The sequence below is a fragment of the Micromonospora sp. CNZ285 genome, assembly GCF_004637285.1.
Genome location: NZ_SPQD01000001.1, coordinates 6,273,583 through 6,288,248, shown reverse-complemented (window position 1 = coordinate 6,288,248; position 14,666 = coordinate 6,273,583). Strand labels below are relative to the sequence as shown.

14 protein-coding genes are annotated in these 14,666 nt (G+C 72.9%); 6 read left to right on the top strand and 8 right to left on the bottom strand.

The features are described from left to right. The first annotated feature begins 15 nt into the window (after positions 1 to 15). Positions 16 to 3,306, top strand: a complete 3,291-nt coding sequence (locus CLT75_RS29160) for a S8 family serine peptidase (RefSeq protein WP_135243347.1) — start codon at positions 16 to 18, stop codon at positions 3,304 to 3,306. A gap of 62 nt (positions 3,307 to 3,368) precedes the next feature. On the opposite strand, the gene CLT75_RS29155 is transcribed toward CLT75_RS29160, so the two are convergent. Continuing rightward, positions 3,369 to 3,779 (bottom strand): hypothetical protein, encoded by a 411-nt coding sequence (locus tag CLT75_RS29155; RefSeq protein ID WP_135243346.1) that lies wholly within the window; start codon positions 3,777 to 3,779, stop codon positions 3,369 to 3,371. Positions 3,780 to 3,817: 38 nt separating this feature from the next. Next, positions 3,818 to 4,807 (bottom strand): 4-hydroxy-3-methylbut-2-enyl diphosphate reductase, encoded by a 990-nt coding sequence (locus CLT75_RS29150; RefSeq protein WP_026268074.1) that lies wholly within the window; start codon positions 4,805 to 4,807, stop codon positions 3,818 to 3,820. Between the two features lie 87 nt (positions 4,808 to 4,894). Here CLT75_RS29150 and xseA point away from each other — a divergent pair, with 87 nt between their 5' ends. After that, on the top strand, positions 4,895 to 6,133 hold the full coding sequence (xseA, locus tag CLT75_RS29145; protein WP_135243345.1) for an exodeoxyribonuclease VII large subunit: 1,239 nt from the start codon (positions 4,895 to 4,897) through the stop codon (positions 6,131 to 6,133). Between the two features lie 13 nt (positions 6,134 to 6,146). Continuing rightward, positions 6,147 to 6,359, top strand: a complete 213-nt coding sequence (locus tag CLT75_RS29140; RefSeq protein ID WP_135243344.1) for an exodeoxyribonuclease VII small subunit — start codon at positions 6,147 to 6,149, stop codon at positions 6,357 to 6,359. 67 nt (positions 6,360 to 6,426) lie between these two features. On the opposite strand, the gene CLT75_RS29135 is transcribed toward CLT75_RS29140, so the two are convergent. Together CLT75_RS29135 and CLT75_RS29130 are read right to left on the bottom strand one after the other, a co-directional pair. Then, positions 6,427 to 7,266, bottom strand: a complete 840-nt coding sequence (locus CLT75_RS29135) for a hypothetical protein (protein ID WP_135243343.1) — start codon at positions 7,264 to 7,266, stop codon at positions 6,427 to 6,429. Between the two features lie 92 nt (positions 7,267 to 7,358). Further along, positions 7,359 to 8,051 (bottom strand): DUF4245 family protein, encoded by a 693-nt coding sequence (locus CLT75_RS29130; RefSeq protein ID WP_209310405.1) that lies wholly within the window; start codon positions 8,049 to 8,051, stop codon positions 7,359 to 7,361. A 147-nt stretch (positions 8,052 to 8,198) separates the two neighbouring features. Between CLT75_RS29130 and glpX the strand changes: the two genes are divergently transcribed. Both glpX and CLT75_RS29120 read left to right on the top strand, forming a co-directional pair. Next, a complete protein-coding gene (gene glpX, locus CLT75_RS29125) occupies positions 8,199 to 9,230 on the top strand; it encodes a class II fructose-bisphosphatase (RefSeq protein ID WP_091415773.1) in 1,032 nt (343 codons plus the stop codon). A gap of 92 nt (positions 9,231 to 9,322) precedes the next feature. Beyond that, positions 9,323 to 10,210, top strand: a complete 888-nt coding sequence (locus CLT75_RS29120) for a DMT family transporter (protein ID WP_486485376.1) — start codon at positions 9,323 to 9,325, stop codon at positions 10,208 to 10,210. On the opposite strand, the gene CLT75_RS29115 is transcribed toward CLT75_RS29120, so the two are convergent. Next, positions 10,207 to 11,145, bottom strand: coding sequence for an NAD-dependent epimerase/dehydratase family protein (locus CLT75_RS29115; RefSeq protein ID WP_135243340.1), 939 nt, complete (start codon positions 11,143 to 11,145; stop codon positions 10,207 to 10,209). The two genes, CLT75_RS29120 and CLT75_RS29115, sit on opposite strands and share 4 nt — an antisense overlap. Before the next feature lie 140 nt (positions 11,146 to 11,285). Here CLT75_RS29115 and CLT75_RS29110 point away from each other — a divergent pair, with 140 nt between their 5' ends. After that, positions 11,286 to 11,972, top strand: a complete 687-nt coding sequence (locus CLT75_RS29110) for a TetR/AcrR family transcriptional regulator (RefSeq protein ID WP_135243339.1) — start codon at positions 11,286 to 11,288, stop codon at positions 11,970 to 11,972. 12 nt (positions 11,973 to 11,984) lie between these two features. On the opposite strand, the gene CLT75_RS29105 is transcribed toward CLT75_RS29110, so the two are convergent. From CLT75_RS29105 to CLT75_RS29095, 3 genes are all read right to left on the bottom strand, one after another. Beyond that, positions 11,985 to 12,953, bottom strand: coding sequence for an NAD(P)/FAD-dependent oxidoreductase (locus CLT75_RS29105; RefSeq protein WP_135243338.1), 969 nt, complete (start codon positions 12,951 to 12,953; stop codon positions 11,985 to 11,987). Between the two features lie 105 nt (positions 12,954 to 13,058). Next, a complete protein-coding gene (locus CLT75_RS29100) occupies positions 13,059 to 13,715 on the bottom strand; it encodes a rhomboid family intramembrane serine protease (RefSeq protein ID WP_135243337.1) in 657 nt (218 codons plus the stop codon). Between the two features lie 102 nt (positions 13,716 to 13,817). Continuing rightward, positions 13,818 to 14,501 (bottom strand): aggregation-promoting factor C-terminal-like domain-containing protein, encoded by a 684-nt coding sequence (locus tag CLT75_RS29095; RefSeq protein WP_209310404.1) that lies wholly within the window; start codon positions 14,499 to 14,501, stop codon positions 13,818 to 13,820. Positions 14,502 to 14,666 lie beyond the last annotated feature (165 nt).

Sequence of the window (14,666 nt, the reverse complement as noted above, 5' to 3'; positions counted from 1 at the left end):
TGGAGGAAGAGAACGTTGAGTAAACCCCGCACGCGCAGCCGGCGACCGTCCGCCGCGCTCCTGGCCTCGGTCCTCGCGGCCGGCGCCCTGACCGTGGGAGGTGGCGCCGGTACCGCGAGCGCCGCCCCCGCCACCCCACCCTCGCAGCCGACCGCCGCGAAGGCACTGGGCGCCCACGACGCCAAGCTGCTCGACGAGGCCGAGGCGAAGAACGCGCCGACCGTCACGATGATCATCGCGGCGAAGAAGGGCTCGGCCAAGAAGGTCGTCGACGGCCTGACCGGCCTGGGCGCCACCGTCAGCCAGCGGTACGACCAGATCGGCTACGTGCTGGCGAAGGTCCCGACCGCGAAGGCGCTCAAGGCCGCCACGCTGCCGGGTGTCGCCGCCGTCGACCTGGACGAGACCATCAAGCTCCCCGACCCGGCGCCCGAGGCGGCGCCGAAGGGCGCCAAGACCGCCTCGCAGGCCCAGACGCTCGCCGGGCCGGGCGGCGACACCGGCGCGGTCAACCCGTACATGCCGACGAACGAGACCGGCGCGGAGGCCTTCAAGGCCGCGAACCCGCAGTGGGACGGCCGCGGCGTCACCATCGGCATCATGGACTCCGGTGTGGACCTCGACCACCCGGCGCTCCAGCAGACCACCACCGGCGAGCGCAAGATCGTCGACTGGGTGACCGCCACCGACCCGCTGGAGGACGCCTCCTGGCGGCCGATGCTGACCGAGGTGAGTGGCCCGACGTTCACCACCTCGCTCGGCACCTGGACCGCGCCGGCCGGCAACTACCGGTTCAACGTGTTCCGCGAGAACATCACCGCGAACAGCGACGCGCGCGGCGACCTCAACCGCGACGGCGACACCACCGACTTCTGGGGCGTCCTCTACAACCCCACCACCGGTGACGTCCGCGTCGACGCGAACCAGAACAACGACTTCACCGACGACGAGGTGATGCGGCCGTACAAGGAGCGGTTCCAGGTCGGCCGCTTCGGCACCGACAACCCGGCCACCGCGGTACGCGAGCAGATCCCGTTCGTGGTCGAGTACCGGCGCAACGTGAACACCACCCCGGTCGGCGGCCCCGGCCTGGTCGACTACGTCAACGTCGGCATCGTCGAGAGCACCCACGGCACCCACGTCGCCGGCATCACCGCCGCCAACGACATGCTTGGTAACAGCGCCCTCGACGGCGCCGCGCCGGGCGCCAAGCTGGTCTCCGCCCGCGCCTGCTCCTGGGGTGGCGGCTGCACCGCGGCGGCGCTCACCACCGGCATGGCCGACCTGGTGATCAACCGCAGGGTCGACGTGGTGAACATGTCGATCGGCGGTCTGCCCGCGCTCAACGACGGCTCGAACGCCCGCGCGGTCCTCTACAACGACCTGATCAACACCTACGGCGTGCAGCTGTTCATCTCGGCCGGCAACTCCGGTCCGGGCGTGAACACCGTCGGCGACCCGTCCGTCGCCACCGACGTGGTGAGCGTGGCGGCGAGCGTCAGCAAGGACACCTGGCTGGCCAACTACGGCTCGGTGGTCCGCAAGGACAACGCGCTGTTCAACTTCTCGTCGCGCGGCCCGCGTGAGGACGGCGGCTTCAAGCCGAACATCACCGCCCCCGGCTCGGCCATCTCCACCGCGCCGACCTGGCAGCCGGGCAACCCGGTGCCGGAGGCCGGCTACCCGCTGCCCCCGGGCTACCAGATGCTCAACGGCACCTCGATGGCCGCCCCGCAGGCCGCCGGCGCCGCCGCGCTGCTGCTGTCGGCCGCCAAGGCGACCGGCAAGGGCGTCACCCCGGCCGCGCTGCGCCGGGCCGTCTACACCTCGGCCAAGCCGATCACCGGCGTGCCGACGTACGCGCAGGGCTACGGCATGTTCGACGTGCCGGGCGCGTGGAGCCTGCTCGCCGAGGGCGTGCAGACCCGCACCTACACCTCCGAGGCGCCGGTCTGCACCGAGCTGTCGCCGAACCTGACCCGCTACGACCGGGCCTCCGGCACGTTCGTGCCGAACCCGAACGTCGGCACCGGCCTCTACAACCGCTGCGCCGCCGACCGTGGTGGCCAGAAGGTCAAGGAGAGCCGCCACTACGAGGTGAAGCTGACCCGTACCAGCGGCCCGAACAAGGGCGTCAAGCACGAGGTCGCCTTCCGCGGCAACGACGGCACCTACAGCGCCCCCAAGGTGGTCTGGCTGCCGCTGAACAAGACCGTCACGGTCAAGGTGAAGGCCAAGCCGATGACCGCCGGCGCGCACGGCGCCATCATGACCGTCGACGACCCGGCCACCTCCGTGGTCGACTTCGAGGTCGCCACCGTCGTGATCGCCTCGAACCCGGTCGCCGCTCCGGCGTACTCGTTCTCGGCCGACGGCTCGGTCGAGCGCAACGGCTTCCGGTCGTACTTCGTGACGGTGCCGCCGGGTGCGGGCGCGCTGCAGGTCAACCTGTCCGGCATCGCGACCGGCTCGCAGACCCGCTTCATCGCCATCAACCCGTACGGCGTGCCGGTCGAGAGCACCGCCAGCACCGCCTGCTACACCAACTTCTCCGACGCCGCGGTCTGCAAGCCGCAGGAGCGGGACTACCAGAACCCGCTGCCGGGCGTGTGGGAGATCGAGGTGGAGGCGCGTCGCACCTCGCCTGCGCTGGACAACCCGTTCCGGCTCCAGGCCCGCGTGCAGGGCGTCACTGTGGAGCCGGCCGTGGTCCAGCTCCCGTCGGTCACCGCCGGCACCCCGGCCTCGGTGAGCTGGAGCCTGACCAACACGTTCGGCCCGGTCCAGGTGACCGGCGTCGGCGGTCCGCTGGCGAGCGTCCGGGCCGAGCGGCCCAGCATCACCGAGGGCGCGACCCAGGAGTACACGGTGGAGGTGCCCGCGGGCGCCACCTCGTTCACCGCCCGGATCGGCAACCCGTCCGACCTGAGCGCCGACCTGGACCTGACGGTCTTCCGCGGCACCACCCAGGTGGGCCAGTCGGCCGACGGCGACTCGGAGGAGGCGGTCACGCTGACCAACCCGACGCCCGGCACCTACCGGGTCGTGGTCGACGGTTACTCGATGAGCGACCCGAGCACCGCGTACGACTACCGGGACTCGTTCGCCTCCCCGGCGCTGGGCACGCTCTCCGCGCCGTCCACGCCGCTGTCCCTGGCCAACGGCGCCACCGCCACCCTGACCGGTGCGGTGACCGCCCTGTCCACCCCGGCCGCCGGCCGGGAGCTGTACGGCGACATGGCCGTGACCACCACCGAGGGCGCGGTCGTCGGCCGCGGTTCGGTCGAGGTCCTCGCGGTCAACTGAGCCGCTGACACGACGGAGCCCCGTCCCCTCTCGGAGGGGGCGGGGCTCCTTCGCGCTTACGGTCAGGCGCGGCGGGCGGACTCGACCACGAACGGGGTGCCCTGCTGGCAGGTGGTCATCATGCCCGGCTCGGGGCGGCCGGTGACCTCGACCCGGGCACCGGCCTTGAGCACGTCGCGCGGGCCGCCGACGAGCAGGTGGCCGTCGAGCAGCAGGCAGTTCGGCTCGACGCCGGCCTGCACGGTGCCGCTGATGACGGTGCCGCCGACACCCGGCGGGGTCGACGGGCCGCCCTTCCAGGACGGGTCCGGACGGCTCGGGCTGGTGCCGGGGTCGGGCTGGCTGGTCACCGGGGCGGCTCCCGTCGTACTCGGGCTCGGGCTGGAATCGGCGGACCCGTCGCCGGGCGCGGCGCAGGCGGTCAGCGCGAGGCCGGCGAGCAGTGCGACGAGCACCGTACGAGGAGTCTTCATGGTCGGTTGGACGCGGCGGCCGGCCGATCCGTTCCCGGTCAGCCGCGGGCCGCGGCGGCGGCCTTCATGTCGCGCTTGAGCTCCTGCGGCAGCGAGAACGTCAGCCGCTCGTCCGCGGTGGTGATCTCCTCCACGTCGCCGAAGCCGCGCTCGGCCAGGTGCGCGAGCACCTGCTGGACCAGCTCGTCGGGCACGCTCGCGCCGGAGGTCACACCCACCGTCCGGGCGCCGGTCAGCCAGGCGTCCTCGATCTCGTGCGCGAAGTCGACCAGGTAGCCGGCGCGGGCCCCGGCGTCGAGCGCCACCTCGACCAGCCGGACCGAGTTCGAGGAGTTGCGCGAGCCGACCACGATCACCACGTCGCACTCGGAGGCGATCTCCTTGACCACGTGCTGGCGGTTGGAGGTGGCGTAGCAGATGTCGTCGCTGGGCGGCGACTGGAGCAGCGGCAGCCGCTTCTTGAGCCGGGCCACGGTCTCCAGCGTCTCGTCCACCGACAGCGTGGTCTGGGACAGCCAGACCACCTTCTCCGGGTCGCGCACGGTGACCTTGTCGACGCCGTCCGGGCCGTCGACGAGCTGGATGTGGGCGGGCGCCTCACCGGCGGTGCCGATGACCTCCTCGTGCCCCTCGTGCCCGATGAGCAGGATGTCGTAGTCCTGCGCGGCGAACCGCCGGGCCTCGTGGTGCACCTTCGTGACCAGCGGGCAGGTGGCGTCGATCGCCCGCAGCGAGCGCTGCTTGGCCTGCTCGTAGACCTCGGGGGCCACGCCGTGGGCGGAGAAGATGACTGTGGCGCCCTCCGGCACCTCCTCGTTCTCCTCCACGAAGATCGCGCCCTGGGCCTCCAGCGTGCGCACCACGTGCTTGTTGTGCACGATCTGCTTGCGCACGTAGATCGGCGCGCCGTAGAGCTTCAGCGCCTCCTCGACGGTCTGCACCGCCCGGTCCACGCCCGCGCAGTAGCCGCGGGGGTTGGCCAGGAGCACGCGCTTGCCGGTCCGGGGAGTCGTCTCAGCGTCAGTCACCCGCCCATCGTACGTGCCGCCCTCCCGCGCGGCAGCGGCCGCGAGGCGCGCGCGGGCGCTGTCGGTCCCGGGCCGTAGGGTGGGCGGGTGAGCGCGGGAGATGACGGCCGGGGGGCGCCGGACGGGCGGAGCACGGCCGAGGAGCCGTGGCCGGTCCGGGTGGTCAGCCAGAAGGTCGGCGCCTGGATCGCCCGCCTGGGCTGGGTGTGGGTCGACGGCCAGGTGGCGCAGATCAGCCGCCGCCCCGGCGCGAGCACCGTCTTCCTCACGCTGCGCGACCCGTCGGCCGATCTCAGCCTCACCGTCACCACCAACCGCGACGTGCTGGACGCGGGCGCGCCGGAGCTGCGCGAGGGCGCCCGGGTGGTGCTGCACGCCAAGCCCGAGTTCTACGCCGCGCGGGGCACGCTCAGCCTGCGGGCCGACGAGATCCGCCAGGTCGGCCTCGGTGAGCTGCTGGCCCGGCTGGAGAAGCTCAAGAAGCTGCTCGCCGCCGAGGGCCTGTTCGACCGGTCCCGCAAGCGGCGGCTGCCGTTCCTGCCGGGCCGGGTCGGCCTGATCACCGGCCGCGCCTCGGCGGCCGAGCGGGACGTGCTGACCAACGCCCGCCGCCGCTGGCCCGCCGTCGACTTCCGCACGATCAACGTGGCGGTGCAGGGGCCGAGTGCGGTGCCCGACATCGTCGGCGCGCTGAAGGTGCTCGACGCCGACCCGGCCGTCGACGTGATCGTCATCGCCCGCGGCGGCGGGGGCATCGAGGATCTGCTGCCCTTCTCCGACGAGGCGCTGTGCCGGGCGGTCTTCGCCTGCCGCACGCCGGTGGTCAGCGCGATCGGCCACGAGACGGACGCGCCGCTGCTCGACTACGTGGCCGACGTGCGCGCCTCCACCCCGACCGACGCGGCGAAGCGCATCGTGCCGGACCTGACCGAGGAGACCCGGCTGATCGGCCAGGCCCGGTCCCGGCTCGAACGGGCGGTGCGTCACCTGATCGACCGGGAGCAGCACCGGATCGACCTGCTGCGCTCCCGCCCGGTGCTGGCCCGGCCGCAGGTGATGGTCGAGCAGCGGGCGGTGGACGTGTCCGCGCTGCGCGACCGCGCCGGCCGGTCGCTGGAGCACCGGCTGCGGGGTGCCACCGACGACCTGCGGCACACGCTGGCCCGGCTGCGCGCGCTGTCCCCGGCGGCCACGCTGGAGCGCGGCTACGCGATCGTGCAGCGCGCCGACGGCCACGTCGTCCGCGCGGCCTCCGAGGTCGCCAAGGGCGATCCACTGCGGGTACGCCTCGCCGAGGGCGAGCTGACCGCCACCGTCGACGGCTGAGGGAAGAGAGACGATGACCGGGACGAAGCAGGACGAACAGCTCAGCTACGAGCAGGCCCGCGCCGAGTTGGCCTCGGTGGTGGAGAAGCTGGAGGCGGGCGGCACCTCGCTGGAGGAGTCCCTCGCCCTCTGGGAGCGCGGCGAGCAGCTCGCCGGGGTGTGCCAGCGCTGGCTGGACGGCGCCCGCGCCCGCATCGACGCCGCCCGCCAGCGCACCGAGGACTGACGACGCGAATCCCGGCCGGTCGCCGTTCGACGCGAACGACGACCGCCCGGGATCTCGGAGACGACGGTCAGTTGAACAGGTTGTACAGCTCGGCGGGCGCCTCGACGACCTGGCCGGCCGGCGGCTTCTGGGCCGCCGACGCGTTGCCGTAGTCGGTGTAGGTGATCTTCAGGTCCTGCGCGGCGCTCTGCCCGGCGGCCGGGATCTTGAGCACCATCTCGCTGAGCCGGCCCTGGGTGTCGACCTTGGCGGTGAACGGCACCGACTGGGCCTGCGCCCCGAGCGCGGTGATCACTGCCGGGTCGAGCGAACCCGCCTCGGCGGCCTTCGACACGTCGACGGTGCCCTCGTACGCGCCCTCGCCGGTCTGCCGGACCTCGGTGATGCCCTGGGTGAGCACGGCGCTGCCGGCCGGGTCGAGCTTCTCGAAGTCGAAGCCCAGCGCCCGGTTGCCCTTGATCCGGTTCTGGTCGAGGTGGTGGTACTTGCCGGTGTTGAGGTTCTTCACGCCGGGGATCTGCGCGGCGGCGGTGCCGCCGAGTTCCAGCTTGACCCAGCTGTCCGGCTTCGCGTGGATGAGGTCCAGCTTCATCATCAGGTCCGACGACGGGTCGCCGATGGTCATCCGCATGTCGGCGCTCTGGCTCGGCTCGTGCACCTGCCCTTCGGCGGTGGAGCCCGCGCCGGTCATGGAGAACTTGAAGTTCCCCTCGCGGATCGCGTTCGTGGAGTCGAGCAGGGCCTGCTTGGCCGCGCTGCTGGACGCCGTGGCGCTCGGTGAGACGCTGCCGGAGGCGCTCGGGGTCGCGGAGGCGTCGGACGTCGTCCCGTTGCCGTTGCAGGCCGCCAGGCCGGGAATGAGCAGCGCCGCGGCGAACGCGGTGGCGCTGAAGCGTCGTATCTTCACGTCAACCTCTCCAGGTGGGTCGTCCGGGCTCGATGTCCCTTCTGTTCCCGGAAGCGGGGATCCGCAATCCCGCCTCACCCGGAGGGAGGACGTCAGCGCAGCGACGTGGCGAGTTTGCGCAGCTCCGTCTCGCCCGCGTCACCGACCACGATCACGGTGCGGTTCGGCTCCAGCAGGACGAGCGCCTGCTCGTTGCCGCGTGCGGTGTAGCGCTGCCAGCTCAGCCCGCCGGGCAGGTCGGCGGCGCCCTGCGGCTGCCCCTCGGTCAGCTCGGCCGGCAGCAGCTTCTCCGCCGGGACGTTGCTCTCCACGAGCTGCGCGCCCCGGCCCTCCGGGGTCACGTACCCGATCCGCAGCGTCGAGCCGTCCGGCTCGGTCCGGAAGCGGGCGGTGACCGTACGCCAGTCGTCGCCCAGCCCGGTCGGCTCGCTGACCGGGAAGGCGTTCGCGGAGCGGGCCTGCTCCAGCGCGGGCGCCGGGTCGACGGTGACCGGCGAGTCGCCGCCGAGGAAGCCCCGGTAGAAGGCGAGCAGCAGCGCGATCGGGACCAGCAGGATCAGCAGGGACAGCGCCATGTCCTTCGGCGACCGCTCGGACCGGGCCTTGCCCGCCTTCGGGGCGGCCACGGGCTCGGCGGGCGCGGACGCGGGCTCGTCGGCCGCGGGTGCCACAGCCGCTGGTTGCGGGGCCGCGGACGGCGCGGTCGCGGGCTCGACCAGCGCGGGCTGGCCCTCCGGCGGGGTGGCGTCGGTCGGTGTGCGGTCGGCAGGCTGTGCGGCTTCCACCGGGTCATTGTCGCAGCCCACCGGGTGACGTGATCCTGGCCTCCTCCGCCCCGCCGGGACGGCGAACCTGAGATCGTGTGAGGATCAGCGACAAAACCGGCGGCGGTGGCCGCCGGTCCCACCCCGCAACGTCGCGAGGAGGCCGCCATGACAACCACCAGGACGCGGACGCCCCAGGATCTCGACCGCAACCTCGCCCTCGATCTGGTCCGGGTCACCGAGGCCGCGGCGATGGCCGCCGGCCGCTGGGTCGGCCGGGGCGACAAGGAAGGCGGCGACGGCGCAGCTGTCGACGCCATGCGAAAGCTGATCAACTCGATCCCGATGCGCGGCGTCGTGGTGATCGGCGAGGGCGAGAAGGACAACGCCCCGATGCTGTTCAACGGCGAGGAGGTCGGCGACGGGACCGGCCCCGAGGTGGACGTGGCTGTCGACCCGATCGACGGCACCACGCTGATGAGCAAGGGCATGCCGAACGCGCTGGCGGTGCTCGCGGTGGCCGAGCGCGGCGCGATGTTCGACCCGAGCGCCGTCTTCTACATGGAGAAGCTGGCGGTCGGCCCGATGTACGCCGACGTGGTGGACATCAACGCCGGGGTGGCCGAGAACATCAACCGGATCGCCAAGGTCAAGGGCACCGACGCCGCCGAGGTGACGGTGTGCGTGCTGGACCGGTCGCGCCACGACGACCTGGTCAAGCAGATCCGGCGTACCGGCGCGGGGATCCGGTTCATCTCCGACGGCGACATCGCGGGCGCCATCGCGGCGGCCCGCGGCGAGTCGGACGTGGACGTGCTGATGGGCATCGGCGGCACCCCGGAGGGCATCACCGCCGCGTGCGCGCTCAAGTGCATGGGCGGCATGATGCAGGCCAAGCTCTGGCCGAAGGACTCCGACGAGCGCCGCAAGGCGCTGGACGCCGGGCACGACCTGGACCGGGTGCTGTTCACCGACGACCTGGTCACCGGCGACAACTGCTTCTTCGTGGCCACCGGCGTCACCTCCGGCGACCTGCTGCGCGGCGTGCGGTACCGCTCCGGTGGCGCGTACACCCAGTCGATCGTGATGCGCTCCAAGAGCGGCACGATCCGGGTGATCGACTCGTACCACCGCCTGGAGAAGCTCGCCCTCTACTCGGCCGTCGACTTCGACGGCCGCCCGCTGGCCGAGCAGGAGTGAGCCGGACCGGGACGGCGGCACCACCGGCACCGCCGACGCTGTCGACCGGGCGACGTGTCGCCGGTGTCGGGTTGGCCACCGCCTCGGGCGTGATGGTCGCCGTGCAGTCCCGGATCAACGGCGAGCTGGGCGTACGCCTGGCCGACGGGATCGCCGCCGCGGTGGTCTCGTTCGGTGTGGGTCTGCTGATCCTGCTGGTGCTGGTCCCCGCCACCCCCGGTGGCCGGCGGGGACTGGCCGCCCTGCGCGGCGCGCTGCGCGCCGGCATGCTGCGACCGTGGCAGTGCCTGGGCGGGGTGTGCGGCGCGTTCCTGGTGGCGACGCAGGGGCTGACCATCGGCGCGCTCGGCGTGGCGGTCTTCACCGTCGCGGTGGTGGCCGGGCAGTCCGGCAGCAGCCTGCTCGTCGACCGGGCCGGCATCGGCCCGGCCGGCCGGCAGCCGGTCACCCCGAACCGGCTGATCGGTGCGGTGCTCACAGTGCTCGCCGTCCTGCTGGCGGTGGGCGACCGCCTCGGCGACCCGAAAGCGCTGGCGCTGGCCCTGCTGCCGCTGGCGGCGGGGGTGGGCATCGCCTGGCAGCAGGCGGTGAACGGGCGGGTCCGGGCGGCGGCGGGCAGCGCCATGACGGCCACGCTCGTGAACTTCACCGTCGGGACGGCGGCGCTGCTCGTGACCTTCGCGGTGGACCTGGCGGTACGCGGCCGGCCGGCCGGCGCGTTCCCGAGCGAGCCGTGGCTCTATCTCGGCGGCCCGCTCGGCATCGTGTTCATCGCGCTGGCCGCCGCCCTGGTCCGGTTCACCGGGGTGCTGCTGCTCGGCCTGGCCACGATCGCCGGGCAGATCGTCGGCGCGGTGCTGCTGGACCTCGTGCTGCCGACCGCCGCCTCGCACCCCGGGCTGGACACGCTGCTCGGTGCGGCGCTGACCCTGGTCGCGGTGCTCGTCGCCGCGTTCGGCCCCACCCGCCCGCGTTCCTAGCGGGCGGCGGCGGGCGCGGCGGCGCGCAGGCCGGTCACCATCTCGTCGATCACCCGGTCCAGCGGCGTCCCGTCGATCCCGAACGTCTCGCTCGCGGCGGTGGAGTCCATCACGAACGGCCCGGCGAACTGGTGCGCGGTCTCCCGCAGCTCCCGGGCGAACGGGTCGGCCAGGCCACCGAGCCAGAGCACCGGGTAGGGCATCCGGATCAGCCGGGGGGCCGGCGCCCCGGCCCGCTCCGCCGCCCGATCGGCGAGCGCCCGCATGGACATCGGGGGCGCGCTCGGCACGTGCCAGGCCCGTCCCCAGGCCCGCGAGTCGGTGGCGGCGGAGACGAGGGTACGGGCGACGTCGCCCACGTACGTCCAGGTGTGCGGGGCGTCCCAGGCCACCGGCAGGAACACCCGCTGCCCGGCGAGCACCTTGGGCAGCACCATCATGGGCAGCGAGTTGCCGCCGAGGCCGATGTAGTCGGAGCCGCGTACCTCGGTGACCCGGGCCCGGCCGGCGCGGTGGGCGGCCAGCGCGTCGGCCCACATCCGGTTGCGGACCCGGCCCTTGACGCCGGTGGCGGCGAGCGGGGTCGCCTCGGTCATCGGGGCGTCGACCGGGCCGTACCCGTAGAGGTTGCCGACTGTGGTGAGCACGGCGCCGCTGCGCTCGGCGGCGGTGAGCAGGGCGGCGGCCAGCGGCGGCCAGTCCGTCCGCCACCTGTGGTACTCCGGGTTGGCGCAGTTGTAGAGCGCGTCCGCGCCCTCGGTGAGCGCGGCGAGCCGGTCCGCGTCGGCGGCGTCGGCGGCCACCCGCTCGATCGCCTGGTGCTCGGGGCCGGTGCCGCGCCGGGTCACCACGCGCACGCGCTCGCCGCGCTCGGCGAGGAGGCGGGCGGTGGCGGTGCCGACGGGGCCGGCGCCGACGATCACGTGCAGTGCCATGACAGGTCCACCTTCACTGAAGCAGTTGTTCGAAGCGAGAGCACCGCTCTCGAAACAGAGCATGACTCATGCGAGCGGCCCGCGTCAAGAGCAGTGCTCTCTCTTTTGATTGCTGCTCTCATCCGTGGCAGAGTGACGGCATGGTCGCTCCCTCGCTCCGCGCCCGGGTCCGCGCCGGGATGATCGAAGAGATCAAGACGGTCGCCCGCCGCCACCTGGATACCGACGGCGCGAACCTCTCCCTGCGCGCGGTCGCCCGCGACCTCGGCATGGTCTCCTCGGCGATCTACCGCTACTTCCCCAGCCGCGACGACCTGCTCACCGCGCTGATCCTGGAGGCGTACGACGCGCTCGGCGACGCGGTGGAGGCGGCCGACGCCGCCGCCGACCAGGCCGACCTGCGCGGCCGCTGGCTCGCCGCCTGCCGGGCCGCCCGCACGTGGGCGCTGGCCCACCCCGCCGAGTACGCCCTGCTCTACGGCAGCCCGGTGCCCGGGTACGCGGCCCCGGACGACACCGTCGCGCCCGCCCAGCGCCCACCGGTGACCCTGGTCGGCATCCTGCGCGACGGACTGGCCTCCGGCCGGCTCGCCCCGCCCGACGAGGAGCTGCCCGAGCCGCTCCGCGGCGACGTGGCCGAACTGGTCGGACTGCTCGGCATGGACGTGCCGCCCGCGCTGCTGGCGCGCGGCATGGCCGGCTGGACCCAGCTGTTCGGGCTGATCAGCTTCGAGCTGTTCGGCCGGATCAACCGGGCGCTGCCGCACCGCGACGAGTACTTCGACCACCAGATCGGCCTGATGGCGGACCTGGTCGGCCTGCCCTGACGCCGATCGGCGTCAGGTGCCGTCGGAGGAGTGACCGGGGAACAGGTGCGCGGTCGGGTCGATGACGACGGCCGCGTTGTTGACGGCGGTGGCGGCCTCGCCGAAGCCGGTGGCGATCAGGCGGACCTTGCCCGGGTACTCGGTGATGTCCCCGGCCGCGAACACCCGGGGCAGGTTGGTGGCCATCGCGCTGTCCACCACGATGTGCCGGCGGTCGAGGTTCAGCCCCCACTCGGCGAGCGGGCCGAGGTCGGCGGTGAAGCCGAGCGCGGCCACCACGGTGTCCACCGGCAGCGTCTCCACCTCGCCGCCGCGTACGGTCAGCTCGGCGCCGGTGACCGTCTCCTCGCCGTACAGCCGGCTCACCTCGGCGTTCACCACGATCCGCACCGGCAGCGCGCGGACACGCTCGATGGTGGCGGCGTGCGCCCGGAAGCGGTCCCGCCGGTGCACCAGCGTCACCGACCGGGCCAGCGGGGCGAGCGTGGCGGCCCAGTCGAACGCCGAGTCGCCGCCACCGACGATGAGCACGTGCCGGTCGGTCAGCTCGGCCGGCTGCGGCACGAAGTAGACGATCCCGCCGCCGGTGAAGCTCTCCGCGACCGGCAGCGGCCGGGGCGTGAAGCTGCCGAGCCCGCCGGTGACCAGCACCGCGCCGCAGGTGAGCTGGTCGCCGCCGGCCAGACCGAGCACCGGCCGGCCGTCGAGGTAGGACAGCTTCTCCGCGCGTACGCCGAGCCGGTAGTCGGGGTGGAACGGCGCGGCCTGGGCGACCAGGTTCGTGACCAGCTCACGGCCCTTGATCGCCGGGAAGCCGGCGACGTCGAGGATCAGCTTCTCCGGGTACATCGCGGTGACCTGGCCGCCCGGCTCGGGCAGCGCGTCGATCACCGACACGGAGAGTCCGCGGAAACCGGCGTAGTAGGCGGCGAAGAGCCCGGCGGGACCGGCCCCGATCACGGCGACATCGACCTCGCGCATGGCGTACCGTCACTTTCCGCTTCGGATCACCCCGTGCTGATGCCGAAACGGTAGGCGGGCGGGTGGCCTCGGGCAAGCACGTCCCGCGCTTCGATCAACGCGCCGTCAGGGCAGCGTCATCCTGGGTGAGCCGAGGCGGTCGGATTCGCCGGTGTCGTTGCGGCGGCGGAACAGGATCGCCGCGACCACGCCGCCGAGCAGCCCGAACAGGTGGCCCTGCCAGGAGATGCGCTCGTCGGTGGGCAGGATGCCGAGCAGTTGCCAGCCGTAGAGCAACCCGACCAGCAGGCCGACGGCGAAGTTCCACCAGCTCCGCTCCACCACGCCCCGGGTGAGCAGGATGCCGAGATAGCCGAAGATGACGCCGCTGGCGCCGACCACCACCGAGTTGGGCGAGCCGGTGAACCAGACGCCCAGGCCGCTGACCAGGATGATGACGGCGGTGGACCAGAGGAACCGGCGGGTGCCCGCGGCGAGCACGAACGTGCCGAGCAGGATCAGCGGGATGCTGTTGCTGTAGAGGTGGTTCCAGCCGGCGTGCAGGAACGGTGAGAAGAAGACGCCGTCCAGGCCCTGGAGCCGCTGCGGGATGATGCCGGCGGTGTAGTCCAGGCCGAGTCGCAGGCCGACGTCGAGCGCCTCGATGAGGAACAGCACCGGCACGACCGCGCACATGGCGACGAAGGCCCGGCCGAGCGCCGCGTAGAACGCGTCGGTGCCGAACCGGTGGGGGTCGCCGCTGGGGCCGCCGTGCCAGGTCACCTACCAAGAGCTATCAGCAAAAGTGGCAGGCCGCCAGTCGAGGGCCGGTACGACGACGGCGGGACACCGGGTCTCCCCGCGTGTCCCGCCGTCGTCGTGATGTCAGTACCAGCCCGAACTCTGCGACTTCTGCCAGGCGCCGCAGGGGGTGTCGTACCGGCCCTTGATGTAGCCGAGACCCCACGTGATCTGGGTCGCCGGGTTGGTCTTCCAGTCGTCGGCCACCGAGGCCATCTTGCTGCCCGGTACGGCCTGCGGGATCCCGTACGCCCCGGACGAGCTGTTGGACGCCTTCGGGTTCCAGCCGCTCTCCTTGGTCCAGAGCTTGTCCAGACAGGGGAACTGGTCGATGCCGAAGCCCTTGTCGAGCATGACGGCGCAACCGATCTTGCGGTTGCCGCTGTACTCCGCGCACGAGGACGGGATCGGGCCGTCGTACGGCTTGACCTTCGTCTCCTCCTCCGCTGCGGCCCGCTCCTTCTTGCGGGTGGCGGCGGCCGCCTCGGCCTTCCTGGCCCGCTCGGCGGCCTCCTTGGCCGCCGCGGCGGCACGCAGCTTCGCCTGGTACTCGGCGGCGCGCTGCCTGGACGAGTCCACGCGGTGGTCGGACAGCCGGTCGCGCTGGTACGCGTACTCCGCCTGGTCGACCTCCAGGCCGACCTGCGCGGTCAGGCCCTGCTGCTGGGTCTGTCGATCCTCACCCAGATAGAAGCCGCCGGCGACGCCCACGGAGAGCAGCGCGACAGCGGCCGTACGGGCGCCGAACCGGCTCCAGAGCCGACTCACGAAGTTTCCCTTCGTCGGGGGCAGGGACACGGCACGCGCATGGCCGGGTCGAGTCACGCCGGTGCCGTGAGCGCACCGGTACCGGTGTGACTCCGGGCCGTGTCCGGCTCCCGAGTGGTAGGTGACGCTCGATGGACACCATTGCGCACAGTGAGGCCGGTGGGA